The 15,353-nt window shown below is 67.4% G+C and carries 13 protein-coding genes; 6 read left to right on the top strand and 7 right to left on the bottom strand.

From position 1 onward, the window contains the following. Window positions 1–79 precede the first annotated feature (79 nt). Complete coding sequence (locus tag ABD893_RS02840; RefSeq protein WP_345076013.1) at window positions 80–3,190, top strand: helicase-related protein; 3,111 nt, start codon at window positions 80–82, stop codon at window positions 3,188–3,190. Next, window positions 3,129–4,982, top strand: a complete 1,854-nt coding sequence (gene drmB, locus ABD893_RS02835; RefSeq protein ID WP_345076012.1) for a DrmB family protein — start codon at window positions 3,129–3,131, stop codon at window positions 4,980–4,982. The genes ABD893_RS02840 and drmB overlap by 62 nt, the downstream gene beginning before the upstream one ends. A 109-nt stretch (window positions 4,983–5,091) precedes the next feature. Here drmB and ABD893_RS02830 read toward each other — a convergent pair whose 3' ends face one another. Beyond that, on the bottom strand, window positions 5,092–5,538 hold the full coding sequence (locus ABD893_RS02830) for a very short patch repair endonuclease (RefSeq protein ID WP_345076011.1): 447 nt from the start codon (window positions 5,536–5,538) through the stop codon (window positions 5,092–5,094). A gap of 58 nt (window positions 5,539–5,596) precedes the next feature. Here ABD893_RS02830 and ABD893_RS02825 point away from each other — a divergent pair, with 58 nt between their 5' ends. Next, on the top strand, window positions 5,597–6,706 hold the full coding sequence (locus tag ABD893_RS02825; protein WP_345076010.1) for a DNA cytosine methyltransferase: 1,110 nt from the start codon (window positions 5,597–5,599) through the stop codon (window positions 6,704–6,706). 95 nt (window positions 6,707–6,801) lie between these two features. Here ABD893_RS02825 and ABD893_RS02820 read toward each other — a convergent pair whose 3' ends face one another. Then, a complete protein-coding gene (locus ABD893_RS02820) occupies window positions 6,802–8,106 on the bottom strand; it encodes an acyltransferase family protein (protein ID WP_345076009.1) in 1,305 nt (434 codons plus the stop codon). Window positions 8,107–8,289: 183 nt separating this feature from the next. On the opposite strand from ABD893_RS02820, the gene ABD893_RS02815 reads away from it, so the two are divergent. After that, window positions 8,290–8,991 carry a class I SAM-dependent methyltransferase gene (locus ABD893_RS02815; RefSeq protein WP_345076008.1) on the top strand — a complete coding sequence of 234 codons (702 nt, stop codon included), beginning with the start codon at window positions 8,290–8,292 and terminating at the stop codon, window positions 8,989–8,991. 15 nt (window positions 8,992–9,006) lie between these two features. Here the strand turns inward: ABD893_RS02815 and ABD893_RS02810 are convergent, their stop codons facing one another. Further along, window positions 9,007–9,387: a nuclear transport factor 2 family protein gene (locus tag ABD893_RS02810; protein ID WP_345076007.1), complete on the bottom strand. Its 381-nt coding sequence runs from the start codon at window positions 9,385–9,387 to the stop codon at window positions 9,007–9,009. 236 nt (window positions 9,388–9,623) lie between these two features. Between ABD893_RS02810 and ABD893_RS02805 the strand changes: the two genes are divergently transcribed. After that, window positions 9,624–10,499: a CPBP family intramembrane glutamic endopeptidase gene (locus ABD893_RS02805; RefSeq protein ID WP_345076006.1), complete on the top strand. Its 876-nt coding sequence runs from the start codon at window positions 9,624–9,626 to the stop codon at window positions 10,497–10,499. 54 nt (window positions 10,500–10,553) lie between these two features. Here ABD893_RS02805 and ABD893_RS02800 read toward each other — a convergent pair whose 3' ends face one another. The 4 genes from ABD893_RS02800 to ABD893_RS02785 form a co-directional block, all read right to left on the bottom strand. Beyond that, the gene (locus ABD893_RS02800; RefSeq protein ID WP_345076244.1) at window positions 10,554–11,351 is read right to left on the bottom strand and encodes an SDR family NAD(P)-dependent oxidoreductase; all 798 of its coding nucleotides are present in this window, start codon (window positions 11,349–11,351) and stop codon (window positions 10,554–10,556) included. A 95-nt stretch (window positions 11,352–11,446) separates the two neighbouring features. After that, window positions 11,447–12,613: a GmrSD restriction endonuclease domain-containing protein gene (locus tag ABD893_RS02795; protein ID WP_345076005.1), complete on the bottom strand. Its 1,167-nt coding sequence runs from the start codon at window positions 12,611–12,613 to the stop codon at window positions 11,447–11,449. 140 nt (window positions 12,614–12,753) lie between these two features. Next, complete coding sequence (locus ABD893_RS02790) at window positions 12,754–13,461, bottom strand: GNAT family N-acetyltransferase (RefSeq protein WP_345076004.1); 708 nt, start codon at window positions 13,459–13,461, stop codon at window positions 12,754–12,756. 133 nt (window positions 13,462–13,594) lie between these two features. Beyond that, window positions 13,595–13,777: a hypothetical protein gene (locus ABD893_RS02785; protein ID WP_345076003.1), complete on the bottom strand. Its 183-nt coding sequence runs from the start codon at window positions 13,775–13,777 to the stop codon at window positions 13,595–13,597. A gap of 284 nt (window positions 13,778–14,061) precedes the next feature. Between ABD893_RS02785 and ABD893_RS02780 the strand changes: the two genes are divergently transcribed. Beyond that, window positions 14,062–15,288, top strand: a complete 1,227-nt coding sequence (locus tag ABD893_RS02780) for an amidohydrolase (RefSeq protein WP_345076002.1) — start codon at window positions 14,062–14,064, stop codon at window positions 15,286–15,288. Window positions 15,289–15,353 lie beyond the last annotated feature (65 nt).

The following is a 15,353-nucleotide window of genomic DNA, read 5'->3' as shown; positions in this document are numbered from 1 at the left end:
ACTGACACGAACCCAGCGGCTTGTACTGGATCATTTGAAATCGTCTTACGTCGGACCCGAAGACTCTGAGGACGAATTGGTGTCGAATCCGCCGAACAGGCAGTACGCCGTGGGAATGTTGTTTCCCCGTGAGCCTGACACATCGTCGGGCGACGGGTCGGCTTCGCGGGGAAACAGCGAGAGCGACATCGATGGTGCGACCGCGTCTGATGGTGAGATCGAAGAAGACGCTGCGGGCGTTCCGATCGCCGAGGATTGGCGCCCGTCGTCCGTCGCCATTTCCTTCATCACCGACACCAGCTCGGTCACGTGCGAAGTCACTGGAGCAACCTACAAGGCGGTCGATTGGGATGGCCCGCCCAGCTGGCGCCGGACTCCCTTCACCATCTCTGGCCTCGAACTCTCGAGCGAACACAAGATGCACCATGACACCGTTAATGGGATCCCGCTCGAAATCGGTTCCCGATGGCGCAAGTTCGGCAGCGCCCATCTTGTGACGATTCACGTCCGCCTGCTCGAGGAGGCATCAGGAGACGACCGTGCCGACGCTGCCAAGATGCTCTACCAAGTCTGTCTCACGGTGTCTCCGAGCGCAGCCGGGTCCATCCAGGAGTACGACACTCGGCGAGCCTTCGACATCGATGACGAGTCCGCCGAGATCCGACTCCGGTTCCGGAACCGGAAGGTCTACGCAGTCGGACACGGGATGGCGGCCGACTGGACCATCGACGGGGAACGATGCACCGAGGTGAGACTGGAGTCGGTCCCCCATTTCGTCGTTCCTGCAGTCGAGGTCGTGGGTTTCGACGAGGCGACTCCCGAAGCGGCGGCCTTGCGACTCGACCATCTCTCGACGCTCGACACCGACACAGACCAAGTCCTTCGATCCCTCAACACCTTCGTCGACGCATTCGGGCAGTGGGTCATCGGCGAGGAAGAACGAACTGCCGATTTCGGGCCGGATCGTGCCGTCGCGGAGCGAATAGTCGCGCGTTCCAGGGGCTCGCTCTCGCGCATGAAAAAGTCGTTGGAGTTGATCGCCGATGCGGACAGCGCCCCGCTGCGCACCGCGTTCTCGCTCGGAATGGCAGCTATGCGGCTGCAGATGATCCAGGCTTCGAGTGACCCCGGTGGCGAGCCCGTCGAACCACGTTGGCGACCGTTTCAGCTCGGATTCCTGCTCGTCTCGATCGCATCGACTGTCGACGAGAATCACGACGATCGGGACTTGGTGGACCTGATCTGGTTCCCGACCGGTGGCGGGAAGACAGAGGCATATCTCGGCCTCGCGGCTATCGAAGCCTTCCGCCGCAGATTGGCGGGCGGACCGGCCGGCGGAGGTACGGCCGTGATCACCAGATATACCTTGCGACTCCTCACTGCCCAACAGTTCCAGCGTGCCGCATCGCTGGTCTGTGCGATGGAGCTACTGCGCCGACCGGACTGCATCGGTGATCCTCGAGCAAAAGGGATGGTGCCCTTCTCTATCGGGCTCTGGGTGGGCAACGAGGTCACCCCGGGTACGCGAATCGCCGCGAAAGCTGCCCTGGAGCGGCTGCACAAAGCAGCCCGACCGGAAGAGGCGAACCAGTTCCAGGTCGAGAGCTGCCCTTGGTGCGCCACACCGCTGCTCCCAGATCGTCGATCCGCGCTCGTGACCGACTACGGGGTCAAGCTCGTGGGACACGACATCATCATCCACTGTGTGAACCCAGCTTGCGATTTCGAGGACGAGCTTCCCGTCTGTGTCGTTGACGAGATGCTCTACGAGACCCCTCCCACCATCCTGCTGGCCACGGTTGATAAGTTCGCCCGCTTGCAGTTCCTCCCAGAGGCGGGGCGCCTTCTCGGCCTGAACACGGCGTTCCGCCAGCCGTCGATGATCATCCAAGATGAGCTTCACCTTCTGTCCGGACCACTCGGAACAACGGTTGCCGTCTTCGACGCCGTCATCCAGATCCTGCTCTCCGTGGAAGGCTCGACGCCGAAGATCATTGCGTCCACGGCAACGATCAGGGCGTCGGACGAGCAAGTGCGGGGCCTATACGGGCGAGAGGTCGCCCTCTACCCGCCATCGGGGCTCGACGACGATCGAACCTTCTTCTCCCGCCCCGTTGCTTCAGGCGAAGGGCGGCTCTATCTCGGGCTGATGCCCCAGGCGCTCTCGCAGATGTCGGCCACAGTGTCCGCGTCCGCGCCATTGATCGAGATCCCTGAGATCCTCCGATCCGCCCCGGAGACCGAGGTGAGCCTCGACGCCTACTGGACTGCCGTTATGTACCACAACAGCCTTCGCGAGCTCGGACGTACGGGCACGCTGGTGGTCGACGACGTGAATGCCCGACTGGAGCCTCGGTCCGATCGGCTGGGTCACGATCTCCGCAGGGTTCGCGCAGATCGAGTCCTGGAGCTGACCAGCCGGAGAGGTCCTGAAGAGCTGCCGAAAGATCTTCGCGAGCTCCGCCGCAGCGCGGATGAGTCGAGCGATGCCGTCGATGTCGTCCTGTCGTCGAACATGTTGTCGGTGGGTATCGACATTCCCCGACTCGCACTGATGCTGATGGTCGGGCAGCCCAAGACGACATCCGAGTACATCCAGGCGACCAGCCGCGTCGGACGAGGCGCAGTCAGGGGAGTCGTCACGACTCTGTTCCGTTCGAACAGGGCTCGCGATCGGTCCCACTTCGAGACGTTCCGCGCGTATCACGAGGCGCTCTACCGAAGCGTGGAGCCCACGAGCGTGACTCCTTGGTCTCTCGCGTCCCGAGAGCGTTCGCTGGCGGGCGCCTTGGTGACGCTCGTGCGGCACCTCGGTCCGGGAGTTTCTGCGAACCGAGATGCAAAGCGGCTCGACCTCGACAACCCGTCGCATGCATCCACCGTCGACGCCCTCGTCGAACAGTTCCTTGAGATCATCACTCGATCCGACAAGGTCGAGTCTGACGAGACCCGAGATAGCCTGCGCTACTTGCTTAACAGGTGGAGCCAAAGGGCTCACGATGCGAGGGAGTCGGGGGACGACCTCTTGTACGACCGCTCCAAAACCACCGACAAGGCACTGTTCAAGCGATTCGGACAGGACGGGGAGGGGTGGCTGGTCGCAGACTCCATGCGCTCGGTCGAACCCAATGTTGCCGTGGAAGTCCGTGAACCATTCGAGGAGGGGTCCAATGCAGCGGATCAAGCATGACCTGAGACTGTCCGAGACCGTCTCACCCTTCGGGGTCGGCGCGATCGTCGACATCCGTGGGGAGTCACTAATAGCGCCCGATGTCTCCTGGTGGGACAAAAAGCACTCCCCTCAGATCCACTGCGATCGCCTTGTCGAGCGCCTTGGACGGAGTGTGCTACGTGAGGCACCCACTCATTCCGGTCGAGCCGGCAAGGACACCTCTAGCCTTCTGTACTGGCGCTTCCCCACCTGGAGATTCTGCGAGCGTTGCTCGAGGTTGTCCCCACTCAGCGGCTTCGATCGGGGCCAACGGACGAACAAGTGCGACTGCGGCGGCGCGCTCATCCCGATGCGCTACGTCGCGGTGTGCAAGAAGGGAAGCCACCTCCAGGACATTCCGTGGTTCAAGTGGGCACATCGCGGACATGATGAAGGTGTCACCGAGGAGGTCCGCCTGTGCCGCGCAATCAAGGAGCTCCGCTTCGTCCGATCGGCGAAGGCCGGCGAAGGACTCGGATCCCTCCGGGTGACATGCGGAGGGTGTCGGAGATCCCGCCCCATGTCCGATCTCGTGAGCGAATCGGCACTCAGCCGCAACGGCATCAGGTGCAACGGTGTACAGCCGTGGCAGGATCCGGCCACGGCAGAGCCCTGCGAGCACGATCTGGTGGCGGTCCAACGAGGCGCGACCGGCAATTACATTTCTGAACGGGTCTCTGCGCTCGACATCCCGGAAGAGAAGCCGCAGTCACTGGGGATTGCCGACGCCATACGTGCCCATGACGACTTCGCCCGACTCGTTGCCGACAACGGTGGCCCGAAGGCAGAGATCTTTGCAGGCTGGATTGCCGACGAGTTCGAGGTGACCAGCGAGTACGTGATCGAATTGGCGAATGGCGACAACGGACACTCGGACGATATCGTCACCGACCTCAAAGACGGGGAATGGGCCGCTTTCGCAAAGAAGCTCTCTTCGGGTGGGCGTGACGACAGTGAGGGCAATTTTGTCGTCGACAGCTGGTCCACGGCCGGGCACCCTTCGGTCCCCGCCAATCTCGCCGAGCGACTCGCCGCTGTCGGCCAGGTCCGCCGAGTGCGCGTGGTCCAGGCACTCAAGGGATTCCGCAGGTATTCGGCAGATGCCGACCTCATCCCAGTCGACCTCTCGCTGGAGGGGAAGTCCAAGCAGACGCTTCCCGCAGTGGAGATGTACGGCGAAGGAATTTTCCTACAGTTCCATGAAGCCTTCCTCGCGCAATGGGAGCAGCAGCCTACGGTCCGAGCTCGAGCGAACATCCTCATCAACCGACGTGAGACGCTGGAATGGGCACAACGACTGGACGTCCCTGAACCCCGATTCGTCGCACTGCACACGATCGCGCATCTGCTCATCCGGCGTCTTGCCTATGCGTCTGGCTATTCGTCTGCGTCCCTGCAGGAGCGCATCTACGCACGCGGAGATCGCGACGATCCGACCGCAGGCATTTTCATCTATACCGCCGCCGGCGACGCGCAGGGGACACTCGGAGGCCTCGTACGCCTCGGGACTCCAGACGAGCTGGTCCCGCTTGTGTTGGCAGCCCTCGATGACGCAGACGTCTGCTCGAACGATCCCGTATGCATCGAGAGCGATCGACAAGGTTCATCCAGTCTGAACTTGTCTGCCTGCCACGGATGCTCACTGGTCAGCGAGACATCGTGCGAGACCAGCAACCGGCTCCTCGATCGGCAACTGGTACTAGGTGGCCAGGACACTCGAGGGCTCCTCGAAGCAGCCCTCGAGGAGGTGCGCGTCAACAGATCTTCATGACCTTCAAAGAGTGACGCTCTTAGGCCCGTTTCAGTTAGATATCTACCTCGAACTCGACGTCTTACACGGGATCTCATCAGTGCCCGCCCGCCCCAACGCGGGTGATCGCTCATCCGGAAACGGATATCAAGCGCAGATAGGTCGCTTCAACCTTTGCAGCGGAGGACACAGGTGATTCATGCTCCCAGACTCGCAGTACTGTCCATCCGGCCTCCAGCAGGCGTGTGTCCGTGTCACGGTCACGGTCCACGTTCTTCCGAAGCTTCGCCTCCCACCAACTCGCTCTGGTCTTGGGGCGGGTGCCGTGCTCCGGGCAGTCGTGCCAGAAACAGCCATCCACGAACACGGCAAGGCGTACACGCGTGAACACGACGTCCGCTCTGCGCCGTGGCATGTCCGGGAGCGGGTGGTCGACGCGGAATCGCAGTCCTCTGGCATGGAGTTCCCGCCGGAGTGCCACCTCCGGCACCGTGTCCCTGCGCCGCTGTCTGGACATTCGCGCTCGCACTGGGGCAGGGATGTCCCTCGAGCCATCGTTTTGCGTGGTGACAGCCATATTCTGACCAGGAGTGTCAGCTCTCGACGAGTTCTCCGACAAGCTAGGATCTGATGTCATGACCGCCCTCCTCTCTCCGCCCCGCACTCTGCCTGTGCGGGACGGCGCCATCACCATGATCGACCTGTTTGCGGGAGTCGGGGGGCTGAGTGAAGGGTTCCGCCAGGCGAGCAACCGCTTCCAGGTGCTCAAAGCTGTGGAAATGGAGCCACGGGCAGCCGAGGGGTACCGGCTGAACCACCGCGAAGCGGATGTGTACTGCGGACCGATCCAGGACTGGCTGCGGGACGAAGAAGTGCCGTCTGCAGACCTGGTGATAGGAGGGCCCCCGTGCCAGGGATTCTCCACTTTGGGGAAGCAGGCCGCGGACGACGCACGCAACGAATTGTGGCGAGCCTACGCAGAGGTTGTCCGCAAGGCGAAGCCGAAGTTTTTTGTCCTCGAGAACGTGCCGCAATTCCTCACCTCGACCCAGTTCCCTCTGTTCGAGCAGATGACGGAGCCAGGCGCGGAGCTCGAAGACTATTCGATCGAGTATCGAGTGGTGAATGCCGCACAGTACGGCGCCGCACAGGTCCGCAAGAGGGTCATCGTCATCGGCCACAGGAACGACCAGCCCGATCCGGGTTTCCCTGCGCCGACGCATCCTGATCGCTCAGACTGGCGAACTGTGGAATGGGCGATCGGCGCGTTGCCGGACCAGACCGGAGAGCTGCCTCAGGGCATCTCCACTGAGGTCGCCGGGAAGTCGATGCCGGGGCCATATCTCGCCAAGGAACTCCACGTCGGCAGAAACTACTCGGACCTCTCCCTGGCACGCTTTAAGGCGATCCCTACTGGTGGAAGCCGCCTGGACCTTCCCCTGGAGCTTCAGTGTGAGGCATGGCGCAAGCACAAGACCGGCAACGCGGACGTTATGGGACGCCTGCACTGGGATCGCCCCTCCGTCACCATACGCACGGAGTTCATCAAGCCGGAGAAGGGGCGCTACCTGCACCCCAACGCAGACCGCGCGATCACTCCGCGAGAGGGAGCGAAGCTTCAGGGCTTCCCGGACTCGTATAAGTTCGTAGGGCCCATCACGGAGATCGTCAAGCAGATCGGGAACGCCGTGCCGATCCCGCTCGGCAGAGAAATTGCCAAGCATCTCGCAACTAGGCTTTGCTGATACGAGTAAGCCATCCCTTCGGCACATTTTGTGAGGCATGTTCGACCCTCAAGCATGGTTCATGTCCTACCTGGCTACTTGAACTTGGCTTCAGCTCATGGGGCGGCGCGAACGGATCGGACTACTCCGAATCCCCACATCCCCATCACCGGCAGCAACGGCCACCACCAGGTCACGCCGCTCTCCCCCACCACGCCAACGTTCGCCATCACCGCAAGCCCCGCGATCACCATGACGGCAGCAAAGATCGGCTTCCACAGCGCGGGAGCCGGCCTGTCGTCGGCCCGCGGCTCCTCGAACCGACCCATCACCAGCACCACCACCCCGGTGAGCGCCAGCAGCACCAGCGCCCACAGCGGCCTGGTCGCCCACCATGTCCCGCTCAGCGGCTCGGGCAGCAACACTCGGGCATCCAGCGCGAGCAGCAGGTGCGCCACTCCCACCATCACGGTGAGATGCCACAGGAACCACGTCATGATCCGCTGGTTCACCAGCACGGTCACGAACCACAGCCCGGGCTTGCGCAGCAGCGCGGTCAGCGGCTTCTCGAGCAACAGCACCAGCCCGGCCTGCAGCATGCCGAGGAACGCCATGGTGATGCGGGTGGGGCTCGAGTTCGAGATCTCGTCGGCCGCGGAGGTGACCATCGAAACCGGATACGGACCCACCAGCACGAGCATCAGCAGACCCACCAGCCCAATCGCCGCGAGGAGCATGCGCCGCCCGGGCCCCGCGAGTCGTCCGTCCAGCCAGGCGTAGCCGACCTGGTGGAACGCCGCCCACACCAGCAGATAGTTCGGGTATCCGAGCAGCGGCTGGTCGGCGGCGATGCTGAGGGCGTCGACGGCTCCGGCGAGCGCGATGCCGCCGATGATCGACCACCATCCGAATCGCTCCCACAGCACCAGGCACGGGGGCGCGACCAGGATGACCATCAGGTACGCGGCGAGGAACCACGTGGGGATCAGCGCCATCTGCGAGGCGAGCTGCACCGTCGCGTGCGGTGCGCCGGCGGCGACAGCGACCACGCCGATCACCAGCCAGGCCAGCAGCAGCGGGATGAGCGGGATCCCGAGGCGTCGCAGGCGAGTGCGCAGCCACTGCGCGTAACCCACGTCTTTCCGTCGTGCGGAGCGCCAGGAGAGGGCGTTGGAGTAGCCGCCCACTAGGAAGAAGATCGGCATCACCTGGAACAGCCAGGTGAGCGGGTGGGTCCAGGGGGCGCCGTCGAGCACGCCGTGGGGCAGGATCCCGCCGTCGGCGTCGACCGCGATGATCGTCCAGTGCCCGAGCACCACCACGGTGATCGCGGCGGCGCGCAGGAAGTCGACGACGCGATTGCGGGACTCCGGGGTGGCGGCGTCCACCTTCTCGGCGCGGCTCATGCCCGTGGTCGTCATCGTGGACCCCCTAGTCTCACTCCCCACCGGGTGGTGGTCCCCGTCGGCGGTCACCGGAGAGGAACCGCTGGAAGTGACGACAATCTACCCGAGCGGCGCGAGGCGCAATGCGGGGTCGGTCGGGTGCGGCCGGGCGCGCAAGTCCGCTACCGCGCCGTCGGCCGATCTGCCAGGCTCGTCCCTATGAACGCACCCCACGAGCACCCCACAGCGCATCAGAACAGCACGTCGCATCAGCACCGCGCCCCCGCCGGCCACACCGCCCCGGATCCGTCCCTCTCCCCCGTCGAGCACTGGGAGCAGCGCTACGGGGGCCAGGAGCGGATCTGGTCCGGGCGGGTCAATCAGACCCTCGCCGAGGTGGTCGGCGGTTTCGAGCCCGGCACCTCGATCGACCTCGGCTGCGGAGAGGGCGGGGACGTGCTGTGGCTCGCCGAGCAGGGCTGGCAGGCCCGGGGCCTGGACATCTCAGCCACCGCCGTGGGCCGCGCCCGCGCCGAAGCCGCCGCGCGCGGCCTGGACGGCGCGGTCTTCACCGCGACGGACCTCAGCACCTGGCAGCCCGAGCCGGACTCGGCGGACCTGGTCACCGCCTCGTTCTTCCAGTCCGAGGTCGAGCTGGACCGCGTGCAGATCCTCCGACGTGCGGCGAGCGCGCTGCGCCCCGGCGGGCATCTGGTCACCATCTCCCATGCCGCGCCGCCCTCCTGGGCCGATCATCACCCCGCGCACATGATCGACGTGCGCGCGGAGGCGGAGGAGCTCGCGCAGCCCGTCGCCGACTGGGCGGTGGAGGTCGCCGAGGACCGTCGGCGCCCCGCCGTCGGCCCTGACGGCGCACCCGGCGAGCACGTCGATGCGGTGCTCGTGCTGCGGCGACGCTGACCAGAGCCGCGCCCGTCAGTGGGTGATGGTGGTCTGCTGGTAGAGGGTGAGCGCGGGCCGGCCGTTCGTAAGCGTGTAATGGCCCGACATCAGTGCGACGAAGGGCTCGTCTTCTCCATCGCGGGAGGCGGTGGCCCGGTAGACCAGCGCGGCGCTCGCCTCCCCCGTCGGGACCAGGCGCGCGTCCTCGAGGGAGAAGCTGCTCCAGGCCGGGGACTCGTTCAGGGTCGCGGCGATCGTGTCCCGGTCGAGCACCATGCCGTTGACGAGGATCATCAGCGCGTCGGCCGTCATCAGCTCGCCGTAGAAGCTGCCGCCCTCATGCCGGGTGAGGGCCTCCCAGCCTCGGTGCTCGAGCGCGAGCAGGGCATCGAACGTCAAGGCGTGGTCCGTCATGGTGTCTCCATGTTCGTCGTGTCGTGGCAGGCCGTCGCAGCAGGAAACAGCATCGGCCTCACGCCCGCAAGCAGTGCGAGCGGCGTGAGGTCGGAAGGTCGCTCGTGGCGTCGCGTCTCCTTCTTCCGGAGGAGGCGCGGTGACCTGGGCGATCGGTAGGCTCAGCAGCGTCTCTTCGATGCTGGCCCGTCGCACTGCGGCGGGCCGCCCCACTCGACGCTCGGCACGATCGGAAGGTGACCGCTCCCGTGGACGTGACCGACGAGTTCGAGACCTCACGGTCCCGGCGGTTCACCTCCGCGGCGTGGAGGATTGCGCTCGCGGTGCTCCCGCTCGGTGCCGGGCTGGCCATCCTGCCGGCCCTGCTGCCCACCGCGCGCGACCTCTCGGACACTCCGACCCTCGCGCTCCGGATCGCTGCCGGAGTGGGACTCAGCGCCCTGACTGTCGTCGTGGTCCTCCTGCTGGTCCGCGTCGCGGATGGTCAGCGAATGCGTGATGCAGGGTTGACGAGTCCGCGCGCCGGGTGGCGTCTCGCCGGGTGGGGTGCGCTGCTGTGGGCCGTCCCGGCGGCGGCGACGTTCGGTGCGCTCGGGCTCCTCGGCGCCCCGCTCACCGTCACCGTGCCGGGGCCTGAGCTCGCCCGGACCGCGCTCCTGGTCCTCCTCGCGGTGCTGGTCACCGAGGCCATCCCCGAGGAGGCGGTGTTCCGCGGCTACGTCACGCATGCGCTCGGGATTCTTACCCGGGGCTGGTGGGTCATCCTCGTCCAGGCGCTGCTGTTCACGCTGTTCGGAGCGCTCCTGCGCCAGAGCTGGGACCCGGTGGACCTCTCCCTGTTCCTCGTGATGGGGATCGGATTCGGCTGGCTCCGTCAGCTCACCGGCTCGATCTGGATGTCCGTCGGCTTCCACGCCGCCTTCCAGACCGGAGCCCAGCTGGTCCTCACCCACGAGGTGCTCGCCTTCGCGGGCGGCACCGGCACGGCCATGCTCGCGCTCGGCATGGTCCCCTTCACCGTCGCGGCGGTCGTCACCTCGACGTTCGGGATCCCCCGTGCGGTGCAGGCGGGGTCGCGCACACCGCACGAGCGGACCGGTTCGACGGCCTGAGCACACCGGTCGAGCAGGCCCGAGGGGCGCCGTCGGTCCGCACCGCGCCGGGCCTCACGGCAGGATCGCGTCCGTGTATCCGCCGTCCACGCGCAACGCCCCGCCGGTGGTGGCCGAGGCCAGCGGCGAGGACAGGTAGACGACCATGTTCGCGATCTCCTCGGGGCGGATCAGCCGCTGCACGAGCGACTGTGGACGGTACAGGCGCATGAACTCGGCCTCCGCCTCGGCCCACGGCAGCTGCGGATCCACCAGCTGGTACACGAAGTCCTGCACGCCCTCGGTGTACGTGGGGCCCGCGATCACAGAGTTCACCGTGACCCCGGTGCCGGCGGCATCCTTCGCGAAGCCGCGGGACACGGCCAGCAGCGCCGTCTTGGAGACGCCGTAGTGGATCATCTCCGCCGGGGTGACGATCGCGGAGTCGCTCGCGATGTTCAGGACCCGGCCCCAGCCAGCCTCCTTCATCTGCGGGAGGGTGGCGCGGATCAGTCGCACCGCGGACATGACGTTCACGTCCCAGTAACGCTGCCATTCGGCGTCCGTGACCTCGAGCGCCTGTGCGGCGCCGAAGATGCCGAGGTTGTTGACCAGGATGTCCACCTCCCCTGACGCGTCGAGCGCGGTCTGCAGGCCCTCGTCCGTGGTGACGTCCCCCGGGGCGGCGAGCAGGAGCTCGGGCGCGATGCCCGCCGCGACGAGCGAGGTCAGCGCCTCCTCGACCCGCTCCGCCGTGCGGCCGTTGACAGCGACGCGGGCGCCGGCCTCTGCGAGCCGCCGCGCGATCGCGAGTCCGATGCCCTGCGTGGAGCCGCTGACGAATGCTGTGCGGCCGTTCAGATCGATGCCGATCATGTGTGGGTTCCTCCCGTGGACGTGGTGTCCTGGCTCGAACGCAGGAGGGGGCGGGTTCCTTCCTGACAGGTCATCGACGGGGGCGGGGACGGTCATTCGCAGCCCACCCCGTCGCCGTCACGGTCCAGACCCTTGCGATAGCCGGGATCGCCCGTGCGCACCGGGGCGGCGCCGGCCGCGCGGGCGGCGTCGCAGTTCTGGAAGTGGACGCTGCCGCCGTCCTCCGTCGCGGGCGCGGGAGCGGGGTCCTTCGCCGGTGCGGGTGCGGGTGCGGATGCAGGGGCAGGGGCGGGCTGCGTCGACGGCTGGGCCTCGGTTCCCACCACGTCGCCGTCGCCGGCGCGGGGCCAATCGTGCGCGCCCGTGATCGCGAGGAAGCCCTCGCAGTCGCTGAGCACGCGCTCCATCGCGTCGGCCTCGGCGGGCTTGACCCAGAGGTCGTACTTGTCCTTGACCGCGATCTGCCGGGCCACGTACTCGCAGCGGTAGTCGCGCTTCGGCGGCAGCCAGGTCGCGGCGTCGCCGTCGCCCTTCTGACGGTTCAGGCTCGCCTCGACCGCGAGCAGGTTCAGCGGGTCGTTGGCGAACTCGCGCTTCAGGTCCTCGCCCCAGCCCGCGGCGCCGGTCTGCCAGGCATCGGAGAGCGCCACCAGGTGGTCGATGTCGATCGTGGAGTCCGTGCGGTCGAAGTCGACGGTGTCGCCGCTGTACGGGGAGTCGAGGGTGCCGCGCAGCACCACGCAACCCTGGGTGCCCTCCTTGAGCGTGATCTGGTGCAGGTCGCGGCGCAGGATGTCGTTGCGGGTGTCGCAGCCATTGCGGTCGAGGTCGTCGCGCCAGCCGAAGGAGTCACGGTCATACCCCGTCTTCGGGGCACGGCCCTTCTCCTCGAGGCCGGACAGCATCGCCAGCGCGGTGCCGTCGGCCGCCTCGGAGGTGGGCTCGACGGTCGGGGCGGCGGTGATCTGCGCCGCCTCCGACGTGGTGGCGGCGGACTCGGACGCCGAGGTCTCCGCGGGGGCGGTCTGCTCCGGGGTGGGTGAGCCGACCGGGGCGGGTGAGGTCTGCTCGACCGGGCGGGAATCGTCCGCGATCTCGGTGTCGCCGGCAGTGCCCGTCGGCCCGCAGGCGCTCAGCGGGACGAGCAGCACGAGTGCTGCCAGCAGCATGCCCAGCAGCGACGCAGCGCTGCGTCTGGCTGGGCGCCGGGCCTCACGTGCAGCGGCGCGCTGGTGCCCGAGGGGAGGAGTCGGTCGCATGTCCAGGGAAGGTCCTTCGCGCTCGAGGAGAAGGGCACGACGATTCACCGCGGGGCCGGCCGGGCCGCCCGCACCCACTTTCTGTGCCTACGACAAGAGTAGGTCGTGGGGCCGACGGCGGAGGGGACCAACGACCCCTGTCAGCTCGCAGACTCCAACCCTTCCCACACACCGAAGAGCGCGAAGCCCGCAGCGCGGGCGAGCGCCGCGGAGGCGGTGTTCTCCAGCTGGCAGCGGTACTGCGGCTCGTAGCCCCGGTCCAGCGCGGCAGCGCTGATCGCGCGGACGGTCGTGCGGCCCAGCCCGCGACCGCGGAACTCCGGCAGCGTGATCACGCCGAGGTCGGCCAGCAGGGTCTCGCCCCACGGGTACATGCTCGCCGCGGCGACCAGCCGTTCACCGCTGAACGTGCCGACCACGAGCCAGTGGTCGAGCTCGACGAAGGCCTCGTCCAGGTCGTCCTCGGGCGCCTGGGCCGTGAATTCTGCGAACACTGCGGCATCGGCCTCCGTCAGCGGACGGGTGGCGCTCTCCCACGGCTCCTCGCGCAGCGCGGCCTGCTCGGCCAGGGGCAGGTAGAACAGGTGGTCCGGATCGGCGAGCACCATCCCGGCACGATCGAGGCGGGCGCTCAGCTCCCCGCGCTCGATGCGGTCGCTCGCGGAGAGCTCGAGCTGCTCCGCCCGGGCCGGCGAGAGGGAGAGGACCGTCGCCTCACCCTTGACGCGCAGCAGCGAGACCGAGCGGAGGCCGGTCAGCGCAGGGTCGAGGGCGACCAGCACCTCCCCGTCGGCGAGGGGCGCGAGGGCGGCGGGGATCCGTTGGCTGGAGACGAGGGAGGAGAACACGGCGACGACCCTTCGGTCAGAAGACGGCACGATCCTCGGAACCTACCGGAGTCCGCTCCCGACCTGCGAGTCCTTTTCGCTGTGCCGCGCGGGCGCTGCATGCAGGGGCGCACTGTCGCTCCTCGGAGACGCCTCAGAGGCTCACGAGCGTGACCACCACGAAGGCGGCCACGAGCGCGGCCACGACCCCCAGGCTGGTGCGCCAGGTGGTGGGCTGATCGCCCGCATCCGAGCTCGCGGGGACCGCCGGAATCTGTCCGGTCTCGGTGGCAGCCTTCAGCTCGTTGCCGACGGTGAGTTCATGGCGCGACTCCATTCCTGGGTCCCTCCTTCGAAGTGTGGTGGGAGCACGTTGGTCAAAGTGGAGTACCGCCTGATCAGATGCTGTTTCTTCGCATCTTTTGTGCCCGCGACAAGGGTAGGGCCGCGAGGGGCTCTGCGAAAGAGGAAAAAGGCATGCGTCAGGCGAATCACACGGATGATTCCGCAGTGCTCGCGAGGGTGGCTACGCTCGAGGGCAGAAGCATGCCCGCGTCCCCGGAAGTGCTCTCGTTCCGTCGGCCGTTCCGGCCGCTCTGCGGAGCCGGGAAAGGATCTCTCGTGACCACCCTGACCGACCGCATGACCGCCGCGCTGGAGGAGTACCACGCCTGGCAGGGGCCGCTGTTCGAGGACCTGCACCGCCACCCCGAGCTCTCGATGCTCGAGGAGCGCACCCGCGGGATCGTCACCGCGCAGCTCACCGAGTTCGGGTACGAGGTCCAGCAGATCGGCGGCGGCGTGGTGGGGGTGCTCTCGAGCGGCGAGGGCCCCACGATCCTGATGCGCGCGGACATGGACGGGTTGCCGATCAAGGAGGCCTCCGGGCTGCCCTACGCCTCGGCGCACACCCAGGCCGACGCCGACGGGCAGATCCAACCCACCATGCACGCCTGCGGGCACGACTTCCACGTGACCGCGGGCCTCGGCGCGGCGAAGCTGCTGGCGGATCACCGCGAGGACTGGTCCGGCACCTACATCGCCCTGTTCCAGCCGGGCGAGGAGATCGCGGCCGGGGCCCGCTCCATGGTCGAGGACGGCCTGGTCGACAAGGTGCCCCGGCCCGACGTGTGCCTGGGCCAGCACGTGCTCACCTCCCCCGCGGCGGGGAAGGTCGCCGTCGCGCCCGGACCGGTGCTGAGCTCCTCGGTGTCGATGCGGGTGATCGTCCACGGCTCAGGCTCCCACGGCTCGATGCCGCACCTGGGCGTGGACCCGGTGGTGCTCGCCGCCGCGATCGTCACCCGGATCCAGACCCTGGTGGCCCGCGAGATCGCCCCCGGGGACTTCGGGGTGGTCACCGTCGGCGCCCTCCACGCCGGGACCAGCGCGAACATCATCCCGGACCGCGCCGAGCTGGCGCTGAACTTCCGCGCCTACAGCGACGAGATCCTCGATCACCTGGTCGGCGGGGTGGAGCGGATGGTGCGCGCCGAGTGCGAGGCGGCCCGCTCCCCGAAGGAGCCCGAGTTCGAGCTGTTCAACCGCTACCCCGTCACGGACAACGACCCGCAGGTCGCCGAGCGGGTGCGGGAAGCGTTCGTGGGCCAGTTCGGGCCGGAGCGCGTGGAGCACATGGACCCGGTCACCGCCTCCGAGGACTTCTCCGGCATCCCCGCCGCCTTCGGGGTCCCGTACTGCTACTGGGGCACCGGCGCGTACGCCGAGGGACGGGTCGCCGCCCCGAACCACTCCCCGCTGTGGGCCCCGGACATGCAGCCGACGCTGCGCATGGGCACCGAGGCCGCGGCGAGCGCGGCGTTCGCGCTTCTGGGTTCCGCGAGGTGACGGACGGGCCGTCGGCGGCACTCCTGCCGTCGGCGGCCCGTCTCCCCTTGCACGTCCCGGGCGCG

The sequence above is a fragment of the Brachybacterium paraconglomeratum genome, from assembly GCF_039541415.1.
GTDB classification, from domain to species: Bacteria; Actinomycetota; Actinomycetes; order Actinomycetales; family Dermabacteraceae; genus Brachybacterium; species Brachybacterium paraconglomeratum_A.
This window is presented reverse-complemented; position numbering and strand designations above follow the sequence as displayed.

Coding starts and splice junctions, on each gene's coding strand:
- ABD893_RS02820 (WP_345076009.1), bottom strand. CDS start 8,106: ATGACGACCACGGGCATGAGCCGCGCCGAGAAGGTGGACGCCGCCACC.
- ABD893_RS02810 (WP_345076007.1), bottom strand. CDS start 9,387: ATGACGGACCACGCCTTGACGTTCGATGCCCTGCTCGCGCTCGAGCAC.
- ABD893_RS02825 (WP_345076010.1), top strand. CDS start 5,597: ATGACCGCCCTCCTCTCTCCGCCCCGCACTCTGCCTGTGCGGGACGGC.
- drmB (WP_345076012.1), top strand. CDS start 3,129: ATGTTGCCGTGGAAGTCCGTGAACCATTCGAGGAGGGGTCCAATGCAG.
- ABD893_RS02785 (WP_345076003.1), bottom strand. CDS start 13,777: ATGGAGTCGCGCCATGAACTCACCGTCGGCAACGAGCTGAAGGCTGCC.
- ABD893_RS02795 (WP_345076005.1), bottom strand. CDS start 12,613: ATGCGACCGACTCCTCCCCTCGGGCACCAGCGCGCCGCTGCACGTGAG.
- ABD893_RS02830 (WP_345076011.1), bottom strand. CDS start 5,538: ATGGCTGTCACCACGCAAAACGATGGCTCGAGGGACATCCCTGCCCCA.
- ABD893_RS02815 (WP_345076008.1), top strand. CDS start 8,290: ATGAACGCACCCCACGAGCACCCCACAGCGCATCAGAACAGCACGTCG.